The organism is Streptomyces sp. NPDC110618, assembly GCF_055657065.1.
Genome location: NZ_JBVKBN010000001.1, coordinates 236,351 through 258,112 on the forward strand (window position 1 = coordinate 236,351; position 21,762 = coordinate 258,112).

Sequence of the window (21,762 nt, forward strand, 5' to 3'; positions counted from 1 at the left end):
ATTGCGTCGGGGTCCTTATGGGCCCGATGGGAGAGTAAACTCCGGTTCCCAAGCCGGCGTTCCTGCCGCTGATCGCCTCTAAGGAACGCGCCACCTCGGATTTCAGGTTAACTCCGATCTAGTTGCGGCGCATTTTGGTGCGGGTATTGGCCGCCGATGGCTTTTGTGAGGGTGAGAAGAATACGGTGATTGCGAAGGAACTGCGGGTCAGCGTCCGAGCGGTTGCCATCGGACAGCGCAGGCACCACGCGCGCAGTGAACCCGTGCAGGGCGGCGAAGCAGGGCGCAACTCCCCTCGCGAGCCATTGCGCCAGGTCACGGTGAGCCGACGGTCACGGACCGCACCCGACGCGAATCCGCCTGTTCACGTCGATTCCACCCAGTCGTCACCGCCCCGGCGGGGATTGTCAGTGGGGCGTGCTCTCATGGACGCATGATCGTGAACACGGAAACCATCGAAGAGTTTCTCGCCCGGCACTCCGGCGACGTGGAGGAAGCCGTACGCAAGGCCGCCGCCCAGGAGATCATGCCGCGCTGGCGCAGCCTCGCCGCGCACGAGATCGACCAGAAGAGCGGACCGCACGACCTGGTGACGGACGCGGACCGCAAGGCCGAGCTGTATCTCACCGAGGCGCTCGGCGCGCTGCTGCCCGGCTCCGTGGTGGTCGGCGAGGAGGCGGTGCACGCCGACCCCACCACCTACGACGCGATACAGCAGGCCGCGCCGATCTGGATCGTCGACCCCGTCGACGGCACCCGCCAGTTCGTGCGCGGCGAGACCGGGTTCTGCACCCTGGTCGCCCTGGTGAGCGACGGCACCGTACTCGCCTCCTGGACCTACGCCCCCGCCCTGGACCGGCTGGCCGTGGCGATACGCGGCCGGGGCGCCCGCCTCGACGGCGAACTCCTGCGCGCCGGAGCGCCGGAGCCCGGCCGGGACCTGCGCGTGGCCACCTCCCACCCCGACTACACCACCGACGAGCAGAAGCGCGCCCTGCTCGGCCTGTGGACGGACGGCGTCGCCCCGCGCGCCTGCGGCTCGGCGGGCCTGGAGTACCTGGCGGTGGCCCGGGGCGAGTCCGACGCGGTCGCCTTCAGCTGGGAGGCGGCCTGGGACCACGCGGCGGGACTGCTCCTGGTGGAGGAGGCGGGCGGCGCCCACCTGACCCTCACCGGTGAACCCTTCCGGGTGACCGGCGGAAACGCCCTGCCGTTCACGGCCGCGCGGGACGCGAAGACGGCGGGCAGGATCAGGGAGCTTCTGGTGCGCGGGGCGGTCTGACCCGCCAAAGGGCGCGCGAGGCAGGCATATGCTGACCGTGAGTGGCCACCGGACGAAGGGGACCGAGACGTGCCGTCGATGCTCGATGCGGTCGTGGTGGGGGCGGGGCCGAACGGGCTGACGGCCGCCGTGGAGCTGGCCCGCCGCAACTTCTCCGTGGCCCTGTTCGAGGCCAAGGACACCGTCGGCGGGGGAGCCCGCACCGAGGAACTGACCCTCCCGGGGTTCCGGCACGACCCCTGCTCGGCGGCCCACCCGCTCGGCGTCAACTCCCCGGCGTTCCGCGCCCTGCCGCTGGCGGACTACGGCCTTCAGTGGCTGCACGCCGACCTGCCGATGGCGCACCCCTTCCCCGACGGCACCGCCGCGGTGCTGGCCCGCTCGGTCGCCGAGACCGCCGCCTCCTTCGGTGCCCGGGACGCGGGCGCCTACCGCAGACTGGTCGAGCCGTTCCTGCGTCAGTGGGACACCCTGGCCCGCGACTTCATGTCCCTGCCGCTGACCGCGCTGCCCCGCGATCCGGTCACCCTCGCCCGCTTCGGCCTCGTCGGCCTGCCCCCGTCGACCTGGCTGACGCGCCGCTTCCAGGGCGAGCGCGCCAAGACCCTGTTCGCCGGTCTGGTCGCCCATGTCATGGCCCCGCTGAACGGATTCGCCACCGGCGCCGTCGGACTGGTCTTCGCCCTCGCCGCGCACGCCCGGGGCTGGCCGGTCGCCAAGGGCGGCTCCCAGTCGATCTCCGACGCGCTCGCCGCGTACCTGAAGGACCTCGGCGGCGCGGTCCACACCGACTACGAGGTCAAACGGCTCGACGACCTGCCGCCCGCCCGCGCGTACATCTTCGACACCTCGCCCACCGCGCTGGCCCGGATCGCCGGCTTCGGCCGCTACTACGAGCGCTACCGCTACGGCGCGGGCGTCTTCAAGATCGACTACGCGCTGGACGGGCCGGTCCCGTGGACCGCGCCGGAGGCCCGGCGCGCCACCACCGTGCAGATCGGCGCCGACAGCACGGAGATCGACCGGGCCCTGCGGGCCGCGTCCCGGGAGGGCCGGGCATCCGAACGGCCGTTCCTGATCACCGTCCAGCCCAGCGTCGTCGACCCGGGCCGGGCGCCCGAGGGCAAGCATGTCTTCTGGGCGTACGCCCATGTGCCCAACGGCTGGACCGGCGACCTCACCGACACCGTCGAACGCCAACTGGAGCGCTTCGCACCCGGGTTCCGCGACCGGGTCCTCGCCCGCGCCACCGCGGGCCCGCCCGAACTCGCCGCGCGCAACGCCAACTACGTCGGCGGCGACATCGGCACCGGCGCCGCGTCCGGCCTCCAGCTGATGCTGCGCCCCAAGCTGTCGCTGTCCCCGTACCGCACCCCGCATCCCGCGGTCTTCCTCTGCTCCTCGGCGACCCCGCCCGGACCCGGAGTGCACGGGATGTCGGGGCACAACGCGGCGAAGGCCGTCTGGAGGAGGCTGAGGCAGTCATGACCACCCTCACGCTCGTCCAGGGCGACATCACCCGCCAGAGCGCCGACGCCATCGTCAACGCGGCCAACTCCTCCCTGCTCGGCGGGGGCGGGGTGGACGGCGCGATCCACCGCCGCGGCGGCCCCGCCATCCTGGCGGAGTGCCGCGAGCTGCGCGCCTCGCGGTACGGCAAGGGCCTGCCCACCGGTCAGGCCGTCGCCACGACCGCGGGGAACCTGGACGCCCGCTGGGTGATCCACACCGTGGGCCCCGTCTTCAGCGACAGCGAGGACCGCTCGCACCTCCTCGCCTCCTGCTACCGCGAGTCCCTGGGCGTCGCCGACGAACTGGGCGCCCGCACGGTCGCCTTCCCGGCCATCTCCACCGGCGTCTACCGCTGGCCGATGGCGGACGCCGCCCGCATCGCGCTGGAGACGGTACGGGCCGTGCGGACGCGGGTGGAGGAGGTGACGTTCGTCCTCTTCGACGAGCGCGCCTATACGGCCTTCACGGACCGCCTGGCGTAGGCCGTCGCAGAGTCCCGCCCGCCGCCCGACGCGACCTGGCCCGCGCCCCCGTCGCCTTTCACCCGGACGGCCCGCCAAGGTCGCCGCCCTCCCGCCCCCGGGATCTCCTGAGCCCAGGGGTGCAGGAGGGAGTACGGCATGGCGGGCGAGGGCGAGATTCCGGACGGCTCCCCGTCGGAGCTGGAGCAATTGCGGGCACGCATCGCCGCGCTGGAGGCGGAGCGGGCGGAGCAGCGGGCCGAGCGGCCCAAGCGGCACCGGGCCCGGTCCACGCTGGCCGCCGTGCTGATCGTCCTCGGCTGCATCCTCGCCCCGCTGGGCGCGGTCGCCGCCTGGACGGCCAGCATCGCGGGGGACACCGGTCGCTATGTCGACACGGTCGAACCGCTCGCCCGGGACAAGGACATCCAGAACGCGGTGGCCAACCGGGTCACCGACGCCGTGATGGACCACCTCGACGTACCCGCGCTGCTCGCCGAGACCCCGGTCGCCGACCGGCCGCTGGCGGAGAAGGCCCTCGGCAGGCTGGGCCCCTCCCTGCAGAGCGCGGTGCGCAGCTTCGTCCACGACAAGGCGCAGGCGGTCGTCGCCTCCGACGCCTTCGACCGGATCTGGACCGACGCCAACCGCCGGATCCACGCCGCCGTCGTCAAGGCGCTGACCGGCGAGGGCGGTGGCACCGTGAAGATCGAGGGCGACAAGGTGACCATCGACCTCGGGCCGGTGGTCGATGAGGTCAAGAACCGCCTCGTCGACTCGGGCCTGACCGTCGCCAAGAACATCCCCGAGGTCCACACCGACTTCACCGTCGTCCAGTCGGAGGACATCGGCCGCGCCCGCACCGGATTCCGGCTGCTGGAACTCGCCGGATTCTGGCTCCCCGTGATCTCGGTGCTGCTGATCGCGGGCGGGGTGGCACTGTCCGCGCACCGCCGCAAGGCGCTGGTCGCCGGCGCGCTCGGGTTCGCCTTCGCCGTCGGCCTGCTCGGCATCGCCCTGGCCGTCTTCCGCGTGGTGTACCTGGACGCCCTGCCCTCCGGGGTCTCGCAGCCCGCCGCCGAGTCGGTCTACGACACTCTGGTCCGCTTCCTGCGCACCTCCGTCCGCGTGGCCATCGCCCTCGGCGTGGTGGTCGCCCTCGCCGCCTGGCTCACCGGCCCCGGCCGCCGGGCCGGCTTCGTCCGCCAGATGTGGCACTCGGGCATCGGTGCCGTCCGCTCCACCGCCGCACGAGCGGGCCTGCGCACCGGCCCCGTGGGCCGTTTCGTGCACCGCTACCGCACCTGGATCTCCTGGATCCTGGTCGCCGCGGCGGTCCTGACCTTCATCCTGTGGCCGTACCCGACGGGCTGGGTCGTGGTGGGCCTGGCCCTGGCGCTGCTCTTCGCGCTGGCGGTCGTGGAGTTCGTGGCGGAGGACGAGACGACGGCCGTGACCTAGCCAGGCCGGGTCCGCGAGGTCTCGCCTGCCGCCCGGTGCGGGCCCAGGCGAATCGGTGCCGCCCAGCACAGTCGAGGTTGATGTCGGAAACTCGCCAGCCATCCCGGGGCGGCTGGTCGATGCTGGACGCATGCAGAAGGGGATGCACACCGACACGGGGGCCTGTGTCCGGGCCGTTCGGGCCAAGGACGCGCGGTTCGACGGGTGGTTCTACACCGCCGTACTGACCACCGGGATCTACTGCCGGCCGAGCTGTCCGGTGGTCGCGCCGAAGCCGCAGAACATGGTGTTCCACCCGAGCGCCGCCGCCTGCCAGCAGGCAGGGTTCCGCGCCTGCAAGCGGTGCCGGCCGGACGCCAGTCCCGGCTCGCCGGAGTGGAACCAGCGGGCCGATCTGGTCGCCCGCGCCATGCGGCTGATCGGCGACGGGGTGGTGGACCGCGAGGGCGTGCCCGGACTGGCCGCCCGGCTCGGCTACAGCACCCGGCAGATCGAACGCCAGCTCCAGGCCGAACTGGGCGCGGGCCCGCTCGCCCTGGCCCGCGCCCAGCGCGCCCAGACCGCGCGCCTGCTGATCGAGACGACCGCGCTGCCGATGGCCGAGATCGCCTTCGCCGCCGGTTTCTCCTCCATCCGCACCTTCAACGACACCGTCCGCGAGGTCTACGCCCTCGCCCCGAGCGACCTGCGCGCCCGCGTGCCCCGTCCCGGCCACGGGACCCCCGGAGCACTGACCCTGCGCCTGCCGTTCCGGCTCCCGCTCAACCCCGACAACCTCTTCGGCCACCTTGCCGCGACCGCCGTCCCCGGCGTCGAGGAGTGGCGCGACGGCGCCTACCGCCGCACCCTGCGCCTGCCCCACGGCCACGGCATCGTCTCCCTGACCCCGAAGCCCGACCACATCGCCTGCCGTCTGATCCTCGGCGACCTGCGCGACCTCACCGTCGCCATCAGCCGCTGCCGCCGCCTGCTCGACCTGGACGCTGACCCGGTCACCGTCGACGAACAGCTCAGCACGGACCCCGTGCTCGCCCCGCTGGTCGCCAAGGCCCCCGGCCGCCGCGTCCCGCGTACGGTCGACGAGGCCGAGTTCGCCGTGCGGGCCGTACTCGGCCAGCAGGTCTCCACCGCCGCCGCCCGCACCCACGCCGCCCGCCTGGTCACCGCCCACGGCGAACCCGTGCACGACCCCGAGGGCGGCCTCAGCCACCTCTTCCCGGCCCCCGAGGCACTCGCCGCGCTGGACCCCGAGTCCTTGGCGATGCCGCGCACCCGCCGCACCACCTTCACCACCCTCGTGAACCAACTCGCCGACGGCAGCCTCCACCTGGGCGTGGACAGCGACTGGTCCGAGACCCGCGCCCGGCTGCTCGACCTGCCCGGCTTCGGCCCCTGGACGGTCGACGTCATCGCGATGCGCGCGCTCGGCGACCCCGACGCCTTCCTCCCCACGGACCTCGGAATCCGGCGCGCGGCAGGGGAGTTGGACCTGCCCTCGACCCCCGCCGCCCTCACCGCCCGCGCCGCGGCCTGGCGGCCCTGGCGGGCGTACGCCGTCCAGTACCTGTGGGCGACCGACAGCCACCCGATCAACTTCCTCCCGGTCTAAGGACGTTCCATGCGCACCCACACCGTGATCGACAGCCCCTACGGGCCCCTCACCCTCGTCGCCGACGACGGTGTCCTGTCCGGCCTCTACATGACCGAGCAACGCCACCGGCCACCGGAGGAGTCCTTCGGCCCCCGCGACGACCACCCCGCCTTCGCGGCGGCCGAGGAACAGCTGACGGCCTACTTCGCGGGCGAGTTGAAGGAGTTCACCCTCGAACTCCGCCTGAAGGGAACCCCGTTCCAGCGCCGGGTGTGGGACCGCCTGCGCACGATCCCGTACGGCGAGACCCGCACCTACGGCCAACTCGCCGACGAACTCGGCAGCCCCGCAGCCTCCCGCGCCGTCGGCCTCGCCAACGGCCGCAACCCGGTCGGCATCATCGTCCCCTGCCACCGCGTCGTCGGCGCGAGCGGCAGCCTCACCGGCTACGGCGGCGGCCTCGACCGCAAGCGCCGCCTGCTGGACTTCGAGAGCGGCCGGGCGCTGTTCCAGTAACCCGGGGCTACTGGGCGGCCAGCTCCCGCAGCAGCTTCGGCAGCGCGGTGCCGATCGGCTCCCGGATCACCTCGTCGGCACGGTCGTCGTACGGCGTCGGCTCGGCGTTGACGATGACGAGCCGGGCGCCGTGGTCGGCGGCCACGCCCGCGAGCCCGGCGGCGGGCTGCACCTGGAGGCTGCTGCCGACCGCGATGAACACCTGGCACGCCTTGCTGATCGCGACCGCCTCGCCCAGCACCACCGGGTCCAGGCGCTCGCCGAACATCACCGTCGCCGACTTCAGGATCCCGCCGCACTCCAGGCACGACGGGTCGTCCTCACCGGCGTCGACCCGGGCCAGCGCGTCCTCCATCGGGCCGCGCGCATGACACTTGGTGCACACCACGCCGCGGGCGCTGCCGTGCAGCTCCAGCACCTTGCGGGCGGGCATTCCGGCGAGCTGGTGCAGCCCGTCCACGTTCTGCGTGATCACCCGGACCGGCACCCCGGACCGCTCCAGCTCGGCGACCGCGCGGTGCGCGGCGTTCGGCTCGGCCTTCAGCGTGCGGTTCTTGCGGCGCATCTGCCAGGAGCGCCGCCGGATCTCCGGATCGCCCATGTAGTACTCGTACGTCACCAGCTTCTCGGCCTCCGGGTCGCGCCGCCACAGGCCGTTGGGCCCGCGGTAGTCGGGGATTCCGGAGTCCGTGCTGATACCGGCGCCGCTGAGCAGGGCGACGAGGGGTTTGGCCATGGGACCGAGGGTAAGCGGGGGCCGGGGACGGGGCGAACGGATATTCGTGCCGCCCCACCGTGAGCCACCGACGGTGTGCGCCCGTGTCAGCCGACCCGGTGGCCGTTCTCCAGTTCCGCCGTGCCGCCGCCGCTCTCCAGCACATCGAGCGCCACCAGGACCCGTCGGCCCAGGGGGCCCGGCAGGTAGTCGGTCAGGTCCTCGCGCGGCACCAGCCGCCAGGACAGCAGCTCCTCCTCCCGCAGGCGGATCGACTTGAGCCGGTCCTCGTCGAGGACCCCTCCGTCGTAGAGGTAGGCGACCAGCGGCGGGCGGCCCGGCCACTGGACCCAGTCCACCGTGAGCAGCCGGCCGAGTTCCACGTCGAGGCCGATCTCCTCCGCCGTCTCGCGGCGGGCGCCCTGGCGCGGGGTCTCGCCGTCGTCGGACTCGACGGTGCCGCCCGGAAGGGCCCAGCCCTCACGGTAGTTGGGCTCGACGAGCAGCACCCGCCCGGTCGCGTCCCGGAACAGGGCGGCGGCACCGGCGAGGACGCGGGGGAGACTGGCGAGGTACGCGGCGAAGTCCTGAGTGGTCACCCCGGAAGGGTAACCGTGCGTCACGCGCCGTCAGCCAACCGCACGGTCCGTTCAGCCAGTTCGGTGATCCTCACTCCGTCGAAACCGAACACCGCGCTGCGCACCGTGTCCTCCAGCGGATCCCGCCACTGCGCGGGGATCGCCTCCGCCCCGGTCAGTACCCCCGCCACGGAACCGGCGGTCGCCCCGTTGGAGTCCGTGTCCAGTCCGCCACGGACGGTCAGCGTGACGGTGCGGGTGAAGTCGCCGTCGCCGTACAGCAGCCCCGCGGTCAGCACGGCCGCGTTCGGGACGGTGTGGATCCAGCCCAGGCCCGCGGTCTCCTCGGAGAGGGTGGCGAGGGTCTCCTCCCAGGGCAGCCGGGCGTCGTGCAGGGACATCACCCGGCGCACGGTACGGGAGAGCCTGCTGGAGGCCGGGATCACGGCCAGCGCCTCGGTGAGCGCGTGCCGCACCGTGGGCGCGGTGAACGCCTCCGCGATCAGCGCCGCCGCCCACATCGCGCCGTAGACGCCGTTCCCGGTGTGCGACAGCACCGCGTCCCGGCGGGCCAGCGCGGCGGCACGGCGCGGCTCGCCCGGGCAGGTCCAGCCGAAGATGTCGGCGCGGATCAGGGCGCCGATCCACTCCTGGTAGGGGTTCTCGAAGGTCGCCGTCAGCGGCGGCTTGAGCCCGTTGGCGAGATTGCGGTACGCCGCGCGCTCGGCCGTGAAGGTCTGGAAGTACGGCAGTCTCAGCAGCCACAGGTCCCCGACCTGCTCGGTGCTGAAGTCGAAGCCGTGGGTCTCCAGCAGGTCCAGGCCCAGGATGGCGTAGTCGACGTCGTCGTCCCGGCAGCTGCCGTGGATCCGCCCGCGCACGCAGTGGCGCCACTCGGGGCGCAGCTCGAAGGCGTCGTCGCTGTTGGTGGGCGGCTCGGGCAGATAGTCCGTGAGCGGCAGGGCGTCGGCGCGCCGCAGATAGCGGTCGATCCGGTCCCGCGTCCACAGGTCGCCCTGCTCGACCGGCTTGCCGAGCATGTTCCCGGCAACCCGGCCCAGCCAGCCCCCGAGAACACGGTCCTCGATCTCGGTCACGGTACCCACAGGGGTCATAGGTCCGGTGTACCCGATTCCGGGGGGTGGGGACAGCGGGGGAACGGCCCGGTTCCGACGCCGGGTGCGGGGCGTGTGCGGGGCCGTCCACGGGGCGGGCGGGGCATGACGGCGGGGGTGTCCTCCGGTTAAGGTCACAGCGGCGCGACTGGCCTTGACGTGCGTGAGCGCGGGGCCCGGAGAGCAAGGGGATCACAGGTGACACAGCGCGTGCTCATCGCCGCGGACAAGTTCAAGGGCTCGCTGACGGCCGTGCAGGTCGCCGAGCGGGTCACGGCCGGACTGCGTCAGGTCGTGCCGGACGTCGAGGTCGAGGCACTGCCGGTGGCCGACGGCGGGGACGGCACCGTGGACGCGGCGGTCGCGGCCGGTTTCGAGCGGCGCGAGGTCCGGGTCGCCGGGCCCCTCGGTGACGAGGTGACGGCGGCGTTCGCGCTGCGCGGCGACACCGCGGTCGTGGAGATGGCGGAGGCCAGCGGGCTCCAGCGGCTCCCGGCGGGCGTCTTCGCGCCGCTCACGGCCTCTACGTACGGCTCCGGGGAGCTGTTGCGGGCCGCGCTCGACGCGGGTGCCGGGACGATCGTGTTCGGGGTCGGGGGCAGCGCCACGACCGACGGCGGGGCCGGGATGCTGGCCGCGCTCGGGGCGCGGTTCCTGGACGCGGACGGGGAGCCGGTGGGGCCCGGTGGGGGCGGGCTGGCCGATGTGGCCTCCGCCGACCTGTCCGGGCTGGATCCGCGGCTGGCGTCCGTGGACCTGGTGCTCGCCAGTGACGTCGACAATCCGTTGACCGGGCCGAAGGGGGCTCCTGCGGTGTACGGGCCGCAGAAGGGGGCGTCTCCGGATGACGTGGTTGCCCTGGACGCGGCGCTCGTGCGTTTCGTCAAGGTGCTGGAGTCGGCCGTGGGGGCGTCCGCTGCCTCGCATGCCGTGGCGCCGGGGGCGGGGGCCGCGGGCGGTATCGGTTACGGTGCGTTGTTGATCGGGGCGCGGTTCCGGGCCGGTATCGAGGTCATGCTCGATGTTCTCGGGTTCGCTCCCGCGCTGGAGCGGGCCGAGCTGGTGATCACCGGTGAGGGGTCGCTGGATGAGCAGACGCTGCACGGGAAGGCGCCGGCGGGGGTTGCCGCGGCGGCTCGGGCGGCGGGTAAGGAGGTCGTCGCGGTGTGCGGTCGGCTGACGTTGCCGCCCCAGGCGCTGGGGCGGGCGGGGATTCGGCGGGCGTATCCGCTGACCGAGGTCGAGCCGGATGTCGCCAAGTGCATCGCGGACGCGGGGCCGATTCTGGAGCGGGTCGCTGCGCGGATCGCGGGGGACTTTCTGCACTGACGGTGGGGCTGGGGTGGGCTCTTCTCGCCCCCGCCGCCCCTTCCCATTCCCGTCCCCAGGGGCTTCGCCCCTTCGACCCCAGCAGGGGGCCTCCGCCCCCTGGACCCCCATCGGCCCTGAACGGGCCTCGTCCTCAAACGCCGGACGGGCTGAAGTACCCCGGACGGGCTGGACAAACACGAAGCGCCCGGGACCGTCAGGTCCCGGGCGCTTCGTGTTTGCCTCTTGCTACGGCAGCTGCGCTGCCCTCGCCTCGCGGCGGTTGTCGCGGAAGTTGTTCACTCGGCGGGCCGTGGCGAACAGGGGGATCACCGCGCCCATGACCAGTTGCAGGGCGCAGCCGGTCTGGAGGAGGAGCTGGCCGCTGGGGGCTTCGAAGGCCCAGGCGGCGAGCAGGCCCATGGAGACCACGATCCAGGAGAGCATGGCCACCGCGAGCCGGCCCCGCGGCTTCGGGTACTCGACGCGGCTCACCATCAGCCAGGCCGTGCCCAGGATCGCCAGGAGCGTCGCCACGAAGGGCAGCTCCAGCAACACGATCGAGACGACCGTCAGCGCGCCGAAGGGGGAGGGCATGCCCTGGAACATGCCGTCCTTCATCGTCACGCAGGAGAAGCGGGCCAGACGCAGCACCACCGCCAGCAGCACCACGATCGCCCCGACCGCCGCCACCCGCTGGTGGGCGTCGTCGGCGACCATGCCGTACACCAGGACGAAGTACGCCGGTGCCAGGCCGAAGCTGATCAGGTCGGAGAGGTTGTCCAGCTCGGCGCCCATCGGGGACGAGCGGAGCTTCCTCGCGACCAGGCCGTCGAACAGGTCGAAGACCGCCGCGCAGAGCATCAGGATGACCGCCGTGGCCGCGCTGTGGCGGGCCATGCCGGACTCCTGGCTGCCCGTGAGGTGCGGGATCAGGATGCCGGTGGTGGTGAAGTACACCGCCATGAAGCCGCACGTGGCGTTACCGAGGGTGAGCGTGTCCGCTATTGAGAGGCGGAGCGAGAGGGGCATCTCCTCGTCGTCGTCCACCTCGTCGGCCTCGGGCACCCAGCCGGACTGGGTCTCTGGATCAATCACGGTCAATGCGAGTCACCCCAGCCACGGTCTTCTGACCGACCTCGACCGCGACCTCCACGCCCTCGGGCAGGTAGATGTCGACCCGGGAGCCGAAGCGGATCAGCCCGATGCGGTCGCCCTGCTCCACCTTCGTGCCCTGAGGGATGTAGGGCACGATCCGGCGGGCCACCGCGCCGGCGATCTGGATCATCTCGATGTCACCGAGCTCGGTGTCGAAATGCCAGACCACGCGTTCGTTGTTCTCGCTCTCCTTGTTGAACGCCGGAACGAACCCGCCGGGGATGTGCTCGACCGACGTCACCGTGCCGGAGAGCGGCGCACGGTTGACGTGGACGTTGAGCGGGCTCATGAAGATGGCGACGCGGGTGCGGCCGTCCTTCCACGGCATGATGCTCTGCACCACGCCGTCGGCGGGCGAGATGACCCTGCCCTGGGCGATCTCACGCTCGGGGTCGCGGAAGAACCAGAGCATGCCCGCCGTGAGGGCGGTGGCGGGCACGGCGACGGCCTTGGCTACTCCCGAGCGGCGGGCCTTGGCCAGGCTGAGGGCGGCGGTGGCGACGGTCGGAAGGAGCCACGGCGATGCTCCGCGTGCCAGGCGTACGCCGGCCAGGCTTTCGCGAGGTGCAGAGGTTTGGCTGTGGGGCATGGATGACCTTCGTAGCGGATGATGCCGCGCGGCGAGGGGGACGGCGGCTTTCCCGGGATCGTACCGGTCGCGGACCGCAACTGGGCAAGCCAGGAAGCCGAGTCGGCGGCTGAAGAGTGTTGACGGGGTGTGATCTTCTTCTCCAAGAAAACACCCCGTATCCGGACAATCAGCCCTGGAATCGATACTCTTCGAGCAGCCTGCGACCGATGATCATTTTCTGGATCTCGGCGGTACCTTCGCCGATCAGCAGCATCGGAGCCTCCCGGTAGAGGCGCTCGATCTCGTACTCCTTGGAGAAGCCGTAGCCGCCGTGGATCCGGAAGGCGTCTTCGACGACCTCCTTGCAGTACTCGGAGGCGAGGTACTTCGCCATCCCTGCTTCGAGGTCGTTTCGCTCCCCGGAGTCCTTTTTGCGTGCCGCGTTCACCATCATCGCATGCGCGGCCTCGACCTTGGTAGCCATCTCGGCCAGCTTGAACTGGATCGCCTGGTGCTGGGCGATCGGCTTGCCGAAAGTGTGACGCTGCTGGGCGTACTGGACACCGAGCTCGAAGGCGCGCTGAGCGACACCGCAGCCACGCGCCGCGACGTTGACGCGGCCGACTTCGACGCCGTCCATCATTTGGTAAAAACCTCGGCCGGTGACCCCGCCGAGCACCCGGTCGGCCGGAACTCGCAGGCCATCCATGATGAGTTCGGTGGTGTCGACCCCCTTGTACCCCATCTTGTCGATCTTGCCCGGAATGGTCAGGCCGGGGCGGACCTCACCGAAACCGGGCTCCTTCTCGATCAGGAAGGTCGTCATCGACTTGTGGGGCGCCGTGCCCTCGGGGTGTCCTTCGTCACTTCGCACCAGAACGGCCACGAGGGACGACGTTCCGCCGTTCGTCAGCCACATCTTCTGGCCGTTGAGGACGTACTCGTCGCCGTCCTTGACCGCCTTCGATGTGATCGCCGACACATCGGAACCCAGGCCCGGCTCCGACATGGAGAAGGCGCCGCGGATGTCGCCGGCCGCCATCCTCGGCAGGAAGTAGTCCTTCTGCTCCTGCGTGCCGTGCTGCTTGAGCATGTACGCCACGATGAAGTGCGTGTTGATGATGCCGGACACCGACATCCAGCCGCGCGCGATCTCCTCGACGCACAGGGCGTACGTCAGAAGGGACTCGCCCAGGCCGCCGTACTCCTCGGGGATCATCAGGCCGAACAGGCCCAACTCCTTGAGACCGTCGACGATCTGCTGCGGATACTCGTCGCGGTGCTCCAGCTCGGTGGCGACCGGGATGATCTCCTTGTCCACGAAGTCGCGGACGGTGGAGAGGATCTCCTGCTGGATGTCGGTCAGACCGGCGGTCTGGGCGAGACGGGCCATGGCCTACTTCTCCGTCTTTTCCGAAGGGGCGTTCAGTTCCGGGCGGCCCGGCTGCTCGCCGCCGCGCTCCTTGATGTACGTCTCGGTGGGCACCATCACCTTGCGGCGGAACACGCAGACCAGCGTGCCGTCCTGCTTGTAGCCCTTGGTCTCGACGTAGACGATGCCGCGGTCGTTCTTCGACTTCGACGGCCACTTGTCGAGGACGGTGGTCTCGCCGTAGATCGTGTCGCCGTGGAAGGTCGGCGCCACGTGCTTGAGCGACTCGATCTCCAGGTTGGCGATCGCCTTGCCGGAGATGTCCGGCACGCTCATGCCGAGCAGCAGCGAGTAGATGTAGTTCCCGACGACGACGTTCTTGCCGAAGTCCGTCGTCTTCTCCGCATAGTTGGTGTCCATGTGGAGCGGGTGGTGGTTCATGGTGAGGAGACAGAACAGGTGGTCGTCGTACTCGGTGACCGTCTTGCCCGGCCAGTGCTTGTACGTCGCCCCGACCTCGAACTCCTCGTAGGTGCGTCCGAACTGCATCGCGCTCAGGCCTCCGGGATCTCGAACTTGCTGGTGCGCCGCATACCGGCGGCGCGTCCCTTGCCCGCGATGACCAGGGCCATCTTGCGGCTGGCCTCGTCGATCATCTCGTCGCCGAGCATCGCCGAGCCCTTCTTCCCGCCCGCCTCGGACGTGTAGTACTCGTACGCGTCCAGGATCAGTTCGGCGTGGTCGTAGTCCTCCTGCGAGGGCGAGAAGATCTCGTTGGACGCCTCGACCTGGCCCGGGTGCAGCACCCACTTGCCGTCGAAGCCGAGCGCGGCGGCGCGCTGGGCGACCGCGCGGTAGCCCTCGACGTTGCGGATCTGCAGGTAGGGACCGTCGATCGCCTGGAGGTCGTTGGCGCGGGCGGCCATCAGGATCTTCATCAGGATGTAGTGGTAGGCGTCCGCCGGGTAGCCGGGCGGCTGCTCGCCCACGACCAGGGACTTCATGTTGATGGACGCCATGAAGTCGGCCGGGCCGAAGATGATCGTCTCCAGGCGGGGGGAGGCCTGGGCGATCTCGTTGACGTTGTTCAGGCCCTGCGCGTTCTCGATCTGCGCCTCGATGCCGATCCTGCCGACCTCGAAGCCCATCGTCTTCTCGATCTGGGTCAGCAGAAGGTCCAGCGCGACGACCTGCTGGGCCGTCTGCACCTTCGGCAGCATGATGCAGTCGAGGTTCTGGCCGGCGCCCTCGACGACGGTCACGACATCGCGGTACGTCCACTCCGTCGTCCAGTCGTTGACCCGGACCACGCGCGTCTTGCCCGTCCAGTCGCCCTCGTTGAGGAACTTGACGATGGTGTGCCGCGCCTCGGGCTTGGCGAGCGGCGCGCAGGCGTCCTCCAGGTCCAGGAAGACCTGGTCGGCGGGGAGGCCCTGGGCCTTCTCCAGGAAGCGCGGGTTCGAGCCCGGTACCGCCAGGCAGGAACGCCGGGGGCGAAGGCGGTTGACCGTGGTCATGCGGGGACCTCCAGGGGGTCGAGCTTGTTCGCTTTGCGGATCTCGTCGACGATGCGGCCGATGATCCCGGTGATGTCGAAGTCCTTCGGGGTGAAGACGGCGGCCACTCCCGCGGCCTTGAGCTGCTCGGCGTCGCCACTCGGGATGATGCCACCGGCGATCACCGGGATATCTGTGGCACCGGCCACACGCAGCCGCTCCAGCACGTCCGGGACCAGCTGGGCGTGCGAGCCGGAGAGGATGGACAGGCCGACCGCGTGCACGTCCTCGGCGAGGGCCGCGTCCACGATCTGCTCCGGGGTGAGCCGGATGCCCTGGTAGACCACCTCGAACCCGGCGTCACGGGCGCGCACCGCGATCTGCTCGGCGCCGTTGGAGTGGCCGTCCAGGCCCGGCTTGCCGACCAGGAAGCGCAGCTTGCCGGCGTTCATGTCCTTCGCCGTCAGCTCCACCTTGCGGCGCACCTCCGCCAGCGCGGTGCCCTCGGCGGCGGTCACCGCGACCGGCGCGGAGGAGACCCCGGTGGGCGCCCGGAACTCGCCGAACACCTCGCGCAGGGCGCCGGCCCACTCGCCGGTGGTGACACCCGCGCGGGCGCACTCCAGCGTGGCCTCCATGAGGTTCTCGGTGCCCTTGGCGGCCTCCTTCAGCCTCTCCAGCGCCTTGCAGGGGCGCGGGTGGTTGAAGGGCGGCTGGTAGCGCGTGTCACGCCAGTGCCGCAGGGCCGCGATCACCTGCTCCTCGACGGCGGGGTCGACCGTCTGGATGGCGGTGTCCAGGTCGGCGGTGAGCGGGTTGGGCTCGGTCGTCTCGAAGATGTTGACGCCGACGATCTTCTCCTCGCCGGACTCGATCCGGGCCCGGCGCTCGGCGTGCGAGGCGACCAGCTGCGACTTGAGGTAGCCGGACTCGACGGCCGCCATCGCGCCGCCCATCTCCTGGATCCGCTCGATCTCCGCGAGCGACTCCTCCACCAGCGCCTCGACCTTGGCCTCGATCACCTTCGAGCCCTCGAAGATGTCGTCGTACTCCAGCAGGTCGCTCTCGTGGGCGAGGACCTGCTGGATGCGCAGCGACCACTGCTGGTCCCAGGGCCTGGGCAGACCCAGGGCCTCGTTCCAGGCGGGGAGCTGCACAGCACGCGCGCGGGCGTCCTTGGAGAGGGTGACCGCCAGCATCTCCAGCACGATCCGCTGGACGTTGTTCTCCGGCTGTGCCTCCGTCAGGCCCAGGGAGTTGACCTGGACGCCGTAGCGGAAGCGGCGCTGCTTGGGGTCCTGGATGCCGTAGCGCTCACGCGTGATCCTGTCCCAGATGCGGCCGAAGGCGCGCATCTTGCACATCTCCTCGACGAAGCGGACGCCCGCGTTCACGAAGAAGGAGATCCGGGCGACGACGTCGCCCATGCGCTCCTCGGGCACCTGGCCGCCGGCCTTCACGGCGTCGAGCACCGCGATGGCCGTGGACATCGCGTACGCGATCTCCTGGACCGGCGTGGCGCCCGCCTCCTGCAGGTGGTAGCTGCAGATGTTGATCGGGTTCCACTTGGGGATGTGGGACACCGTGTACGCGATCATGTCCGTCGTCAGGCGCAGGCTCGGCCCGGGCGGGAAGACGTGCGTGCCGCGGGAGAGGTACTCCTTGACGATGTCGTTCTGGGTCGTGCCCTGGAGCTTGGTGATGTCGGCACCCTGCTCCTCGGCGACGACCTGGTAGAGCGCCAGCAGCCACATGGCGGTGGCGTTGATCGTCATCGAGGTGTTCATCTGCTCCAGGGGGATGTCCTGGAACAGCCGGCGCATGTCACCGACGTGCGAGACCGGCACACCGACCCGGCCGACCTCGCCGCGGGCGAGGATGTGGTCGGGGTCGTAGCCGGTCTGCGTCGGCAGGTCGAAGGCGACGGACAGACCGGTCTGACCCTTGGCGAGATTGCGCCGGTACAGCTCGTTGGACGCTTCCGCCGTGGAGTGACCGGCATAGGTCCGCATCAACCACGGCCGGTCTTTCTGACGCTCGCTCATGTTCCTGGTGCCCTCAGATGTTGCGGAAGCGGTTGATGGCGTCGATGTGCTTGGCGCGCATCTCCTCGTCGCGCACACCCAGGCCCTCCTCGGGGGCGAGGCAGAGCACGCCGACCTTGCCCTGGTGGAGGTTGCGGTGCACGTCGAACGCGGCCTGGCCGGTCTCCTCCAGGGAGTAGGTCTTCGACAGCGTCGGGTGGATCTTGCCCTTCGCGATCAGGCGGTTGGCCTCCCACGCCTCGCGGTAGTTGGCGAAGTGCGAACCGATGATCCGCTTCAGCGACATCCACAGGTAGCGGTTGTCGTACTCGTGCATGTAGCCCGAGGTCGAGGCGCAGGTGGTGATCGTGCCGCCCTTGCGGGTGACGAAGACGCTCGCGCCGAAGGTCTCGCGGCCCGGGTGCTCGAAGACGATGTCGATGTCCTCGCCGCCGGTCAGCTCACGGATGCGCTTGCCGAAGCGCTTCCACTCCTTCGGGTCCTGGGTGTGCTCGTCCTTCCAGAACTTGTAGCCCTCGGCGTTGCGGTCGATGATCGCCTCGGCGCCCATCGCCCGGCAGATCTCGGCCTTCTGAGGGCTGCTCACCACACAGATCGGGTTGGCGCCGCCGGCCAGTGCGAACTGGGTGGCGTAGGAGCCGAGTCCGCCGCTCGCGCCCCAGATCAGGACGTTGTCGCCCTGCTTCATGCCGGCGCCGTTGCGGGAGACCAGCTGGCGGTAGGCGGTGGAGTTGACCAGGCCCGGCGCCGCGGCCTCCTCCCAGCTGAGGTGGCCCGGCTTGGGCATCAGCTGGTTGGACTTGACCAGGGCGATCTCGGCGAGGCCGCCGAAGTTGGTCTCGAAGCCCCAGATCCGCTGCTCGGGGTCGAGCATCGTGTCGTTGTGGCCGTCGGAGGACTCCAGCTCCACGCTCAGGCAGTGCGCGACGACCTCGTCACCGGGCTTCCAGGCGTTGACGCCGGGGCCGGTGCGCAGGACGACGCCCGCGAGGTCGGAGCCGATGATGTGGTACGGCAGGTCGTGGCGCTTGGTCAGCTCGGAGAGGCGGCCGTAGCGCTCCAGGAAGCCGAAGGTCGGCAGCGGCTCGAAGATCGAGGTCCACACCGAGTTGTAGTTGACGGAGGAGGCCATGACGGCCACCAGGGCCTCGCCGGGGCCCAGCTCCGGCAGCGGCACGTCGTCGAGGTGGAGCGACTTGCGCGGGTCCTTGTCGCGGGTGCTGATGCCCGCGAACATCTCCTGCTCGTCCTTGTGCACGGTGATCGCGCGGTACGACTCGGGGAGCGGCAGATTCGCGAAGTCGGCCGAGGTGGAGTCGGGCGACTGGATCGCGTCCAGGATGTCCTTCACGGTCACGGTGATGCCTCCGGCGATGAGCGCCCTGAGGGAGGGGCGCTGAGGGTTACGTCGGTGCTGCTGAGGGTGGGTTGGGTGCCGTCGGTTCGGCGGGGTGGTGCGGGTTCGGCAGCGCTTTGTGGCGCGGGAGGTGCCTGTGACGCAGGCGTCCGGCGCGCGAGCCGTTGGGCTCGTCGGGACAGGCCGGACACCATGAACGTATGACACCGCGTGTCAGGCCGCAAGGCACTGAGTGCCAGAAGTTGCTCTCAGGTGAAATCTTTACGTAACAAATGAGCGATGATCGATCGAACGCGTCCTGAAAAGCGCCGGAAAACCTGCTCTGACATGCCAAAACGGCCACCCGGTGGGGTGGCCGTCATCACATTGGCGAACTGCCCTCGTAGGGGCCTTCAGCGCTCCTTGAGCGCCTCCTCGATGGTCCGCATGACCTGGTCCAGGGGGGCGTCCGTGCGGGCCACCGTCACCAGCACCTCGCCGTGGGTGGAGGCGGTCGCCGCGACCGGCGCCGGCTGCGGGGTCGTGCGGCCGGCCCCGATTCCGGTGCCGAAGGTCTTGCGGACGATCGCGAAGGCGTGGTCCAGCTGCGCCTCCACATCGCCCTGTCCGCCCGCCCGCAGCCAGCGCCGCAGCACATGGTTGTGCGCGGTGACCACGGCGGAGGCGGCCACCTCCGCCAGCAGCGGGTCGTCGTTGGCGTCGTCGTCGTGGGCGTGCTCGTCGAAGTGGCCGAGCAGGTACCGGGTGAAGAGGCGTTCGTAGCGGGCCACCGAGGCGATCTCGGCCTCGCGCAGGGTGGGCACCTCGCGCGTGAGCTTGTAGCGGGCGACCGAGATCTCCGGGCGGGCCGCGTACATCCGCATCACTTCCTTGATCCCGCGGCACACCGTGTCGAGCGGATGCTCGTGCGCGGGGGCGGCGTTGAGCACCGCCTCGGCGCGGATCAGGGTGTCGTCGTGATCGGGGAAGATCGCCTCTTCCTTGGAGCGGAAGTGCCGGAAGAAGGTGCGGCGGGCGACACCGGCCGCGGCCGCGATCTCGTCGACGGTGGTCGCCTCGTACCCCTTGGTGGCGAACAGCTCCATCGCCGCGGCCGCCAGCTCCCGGCGCATCTTGAGCCGCTGGGCGGCCGCGCGCGTGCCCGCGGCGCTTTCGGGCGCGTCGGGCGTGGCTGGTGTACGTGAGGACTTGGCGGGCTGGGACATGACCCGAACGTACTGCATCTGCGCAGGATGGTGCGCATGTCCCGGGGTTCCCCCGCCCTGGGCGGGCGGGGGAGTGGCCGCGGGGTCGAGCAGTCCGCCCCAGTCCTCGCCTACGCGGAACCAGTCGCCGGGGCGGTCACCGGCGGGCATATTCGCGGAAGCCGCGGCCCGTCTTGCGGCCGAGGCAGCCCGCGGCCACCAGGTGCTCCAGCAGCGGCGCCGGGGCCAGGCCCGGGTCGCGGAACTCGCGGTGCAGCACCTTCTCGATGGCCAGCGAGACATCGAGCCCGACCACGTCCAGCAGCTCGAACGGGCCCATGGGGTAGCCGCCGCCGAGCTTCATCGCGGCGTCGATGTCGTCGAGCGAGGCGTAGTGCTCCTGGACCATCTTGATCGCGTTGTTCAGGTACGGGAACAGCAGCGCGTTCACGATGAATCCGGCCCGGTCGCCGCAGTCCACGGCGTGCTTCCTGATCCGGCCGCAGACCTCGCGGACCGTGGCGTGCACGTCGTCGGCGGTCAGAACCGTGCGGACCACCTCGACCAGCTTCATCGCCGGGGCCGGGTTGAAGAAGTGCATGCCGATCACGTCCTGCGGACGCGAGGTGGCCCGGGCGCAGGCGACGACCGGCAGCGAGGAGGTCGTGGTGGCGAGCACCGCGCCCGGCTTGCAGACCTTGTCCAGCGTGGCGAACAGCTGCTGCTTGATCTCCAGGTCCTCGGCGACGGCCTCGACGGCGAGGTCGACCTCGGCGAAGGAGTCGTAGCTGCCGGCCGGGGTGATCCGGTCCAGGGTCTGCGCGGCGGCCTCGGCGGTCATCCGGCCCTTGTCCACGGAACGGGACAGGGACTTGCCGATCCTGGCCTTCGCGGCCTCGGCCTTCTCCTGGCTGCGGGCGGCGAGGACGACGTCGTAGCCGGCCTTGGCGAAGACCTCGGCGATACCGGAGGCCATGGTGCCGGAACCGGCCACACCGACGGAGCGCACCTCGCGGCCGGGGGCCTGCACGGAGCCCTCCAGCGGCGTCAGCGCGTCCCGCACGACGACCGGGCTGCCCGGGGCCTCGTAGGTGTAGAAGCCGCGGCCCGACTTACGGCCCGTCAGCCCCGCCTCGCTGAGCTGCTTCAGGATCGGCGCCGGGGCGTGCAGCCGGTCGTGGGACTCGGCGTACATGGCCTCCAGGACGGTGCGCGCGGTGTCGATGCCGATGAGGTCCAGCAGGGCCAGCGGGCCCATGGGCAGACCGCAGCCAAGCCGCATCGCGGCGTCGATGTCCTCGCGGGAGGCGTACTTGGCCTCGTACATCGCGGCGGCCTGGTTCAGGTAGCCGAACAGCAGTCCGTCGGCGACGAATCCGGGCCGGTCGCCGACCGCGACGGGCTCCTTGCCGAGGTCCACGGCGAGTTCGGTGACGGCGCTGACGGCGGTGGGCGCGGTCAGCACCGAGGAGACCACCTCGACCAGCTTCATCGCCGGCGCCGGGTTGAAGAAGTGCAGCCCCAGCACCCGCTCCGGACGCGCCGAGTCGGCGGCGAGCCGGGTGACGGACAGGGCGTTGGTGCCGGTGGCCAGGATCGTCTCGGGGCGCACGATGCCGTCCAGTGCCCGGAAGATCTGGTGCTTGATCTCGTACGACTCCGGCGCGACCTCGATGACCAGGTCGGCGTCGGCCGCCTCGGTGAGGTCGGTGGTGGTGCGGATACGGGCGAGGGCGTCGGTGCGCTCGGCCTCGGTGAGCTTGCCGCGCTCCACGGCGCGGGCGGTGGAGGACTCCACGGCGGCGAGCGACTGGGCGGCGGCGGCCTCGCTGATGTCGATGCCGATGACAGCGCGGCCGGCCTTGGCGAGGACCTCGGTGATACCGGTGCCCATGGTGCCGAGGCCGACGACGGCGACGGTCCGGATCGAGGACTGAGGGGTGTCGGACAGGGGAGTGGCCATCGCGGGACTCCAGAAAAGAGGGTGACGACTGGGAACGCGCCCGGGTGCGCCGAGGGGCGCACCGGGTGCGGATAGAG

19 protein-coding genes are annotated in these 21,762 nt (G+C 70.9%); 7 read left to right on the forward strand and 12 right to left on the reverse strand.

Translation table 11 applies throughout. From position 1 onward, the window contains the following. Positions 1-433 precede the first annotated feature (433 nt). From ACZ7L7_RS00960 to ACZ7L7_RS00985, 6 genes are all read left to right on the forward strand, one after another. Positions 434-1,282, forward strand: a complete 849-nt coding sequence (locus ACZ7L7_RS00960) for an inositol monophosphatase family protein (RefSeq protein WP_472074304.1) — start codon at positions 434-436, stop codon at positions 1,280-1,282. A 78-nt stretch (positions 1,283-1,360) separates the two neighbouring features. After that, positions 1,361-2,770 (forward strand): phytoene desaturase family protein, encoded by a 1,410-nt coding sequence (locus ACZ7L7_RS00965; RefSeq protein ID WP_472074555.1) that lies wholly within the window; start codon positions 1,361-1,363, stop codon positions 2,768-2,770. Further along, positions 2,767-3,276: an O-acetyl-ADP-ribose deacetylase gene (locus tag ACZ7L7_RS00970; RefSeq protein ID WP_285514710.1), complete on the forward strand. Its 510-nt coding sequence runs from the start codon at positions 2,767-2,769 to the stop codon at positions 3,274-3,276. The genes ACZ7L7_RS00965 and ACZ7L7_RS00970 overlap by 4 nt, the downstream gene beginning before the upstream one ends. Positions 3,277-3,414: 138 nt before the next feature. Beyond that, positions 3,415-4,716 carry a hypothetical protein gene (locus ACZ7L7_RS00975; RefSeq protein ID WP_471591580.1) on the forward strand — a complete coding sequence of 434 codons (1,302 nt, stop codon included), beginning with the start codon at positions 3,415-3,417 and terminating at the stop codon, positions 4,714-4,716. A 130-nt stretch (positions 4,717-4,846) separates the two neighbouring features. Continuing rightward, positions 4,847-6,325, forward strand: coding sequence for an AlkA N-terminal domain-containing protein (locus ACZ7L7_RS00980; protein ID WP_285514708.1), 1,479 nt, complete (start codon positions 4,847-4,849; stop codon positions 6,323-6,325). 9 nt (positions 6,326-6,334) lie between these two features. Further along, positions 6,335-6,823: a methylated-DNA--[protein]-cysteine S-methyltransferase gene (locus tag ACZ7L7_RS00985; protein WP_472074305.1), complete on the forward strand. Its 489-nt coding sequence runs from the start codon at positions 6,335-6,337 to the stop codon at positions 6,821-6,823. 7 nt (positions 6,824-6,830) lie between these two features. Here the strand turns inward: ACZ7L7_RS00985 and ACZ7L7_RS00990 are convergent, their stop codons facing one another. From ACZ7L7_RS00990 to ACZ7L7_RS01000, 3 genes are all read right to left on the reverse strand, one after another. Next, positions 6,831-7,559 carry an SIR2 family NAD-dependent protein deacylase gene (locus ACZ7L7_RS00990; protein WP_472074306.1) on the reverse strand — a complete coding sequence of 243 codons (729 nt, stop codon included), beginning with the start codon at positions 7,557-7,559 and terminating at the stop codon, positions 6,831-6,833. 86 nt (positions 7,560-7,645) lie between these two features. After that, the gene (locus tag ACZ7L7_RS00995; RefSeq protein ID WP_471591583.1) at positions 7,646-8,137 is read right to left on the reverse strand and encodes an NUDIX domain-containing protein; all 492 of its coding nucleotides are present in this window, start codon (positions 8,135-8,137) and stop codon (positions 7,646-7,648) included. 20 nt (positions 8,138-8,157) lie between these two features. Continuing rightward, positions 8,158-9,231, reverse strand: coding sequence for an ADP-ribosylglycohydrolase family protein (locus tag ACZ7L7_RS01000; RefSeq protein WP_285514704.1), 1,074 nt, complete (start codon positions 9,229-9,231; stop codon positions 8,158-8,160). Between the two features lie 210 nt (positions 9,232-9,441). Between ACZ7L7_RS01000 and ACZ7L7_RS01005 the strand changes: the two genes are divergently transcribed. Beyond that, complete coding sequence (locus ACZ7L7_RS01005) at positions 9,442-10,560, forward strand: glycerate kinase (RefSeq protein WP_285514799.1); 1,119 nt, start codon at positions 9,442-9,444, stop codon at positions 10,558-10,560. A 228-nt stretch (positions 10,561-10,788) separates the two neighbouring features. Here the strand turns inward: ACZ7L7_RS01005 and pssA are convergent, their stop codons facing one another. From pssA to ACZ7L7_RS01050, 9 genes are all read right to left on the reverse strand, one after another. Beyond that, positions 10,789-11,607, reverse strand: coding sequence for a CDP-diacylglycerol--serine O-phosphatidyltransferase (gene pssA, locus ACZ7L7_RS01010; RefSeq protein ID WP_285514798.1), 819 nt, complete (start codon positions 11,605-11,607; stop codon positions 10,789-10,791). A 22-nt stretch (positions 11,608-11,629) separates the two neighbouring features. Then, positions 11,630-12,286, reverse strand: a complete 657-nt coding sequence (locus ACZ7L7_RS01015) for a phosphatidylserine decarboxylase (RefSeq protein ID WP_472074307.1) — start codon at positions 12,284-12,286, stop codon at positions 11,630-11,632. A 169-nt stretch (positions 12,287-12,455) separates the two neighbouring features. Beyond that, complete coding sequence (locus ACZ7L7_RS01020; RefSeq protein ID WP_472074308.1) at positions 12,456-13,661, reverse strand: acyl-CoA dehydrogenase family protein; 1,206 nt, start codon at positions 13,659-13,661, stop codon at positions 12,456-12,458. 3 nt (positions 13,662-13,664) lie between these two features. Further along, entirely contained in the window at positions 13,665-14,189 is a 525-nt protein-coding gene (locus ACZ7L7_RS01025; RefSeq protein WP_093719644.1) for a MaoC family dehydratase, read from the reverse strand. A gap of 5 nt (positions 14,190-14,194) precedes the next feature. Further along, positions 14,195-15,157, reverse strand: a complete 963-nt coding sequence (locus ACZ7L7_RS01030) for an HpcH/HpaI aldolase/citrate lyase family protein (protein ID WP_285514701.1) — start codon at positions 15,155-15,157, stop codon at positions 14,195-14,197. Then, positions 15,154-17,181 carry a protein meaA gene (locus tag ACZ7L7_RS01035; RefSeq protein WP_285514700.1) on the reverse strand — a complete coding sequence of 676 codons (2,028 nt, stop codon included), beginning with the start codon at positions 17,179-17,181 and terminating at the stop codon, positions 15,154-15,156. The genes ACZ7L7_RS01030 and ACZ7L7_RS01035 overlap by 4 nt, the downstream gene beginning before the upstream one ends. Positions 17,182-17,194: 13 nt before the next feature. After that, positions 17,195-18,532 (reverse strand): crotonyl-CoA carboxylase/reductase, encoded by a 1,338-nt coding sequence (ccrA, locus tag ACZ7L7_RS01040; RefSeq protein ID WP_285514797.1) that lies wholly within the window; start codon positions 18,530-18,532, stop codon positions 17,195-17,197. Positions 18,533-18,930: 398 nt separating this feature from the next. Beyond that, positions 18,931-19,743 (reverse strand): TetR family transcriptional regulator, encoded by an 813-nt coding sequence (locus ACZ7L7_RS01045; RefSeq protein ID WP_285514699.1) that lies wholly within the window; start codon positions 19,741-19,743, stop codon positions 18,931-18,933. 136 nt (positions 19,744-19,879) lie between these two features. Next, complete coding sequence (locus ACZ7L7_RS01050; protein ID WP_471428141.1) at positions 19,880-21,685, reverse strand: 3-hydroxyacyl-CoA dehydrogenase family protein; 1,806 nt, start codon at positions 21,683-21,685, stop codon at positions 19,880-19,882. Positions 21,686-21,762 lie beyond the last annotated feature (77 nt).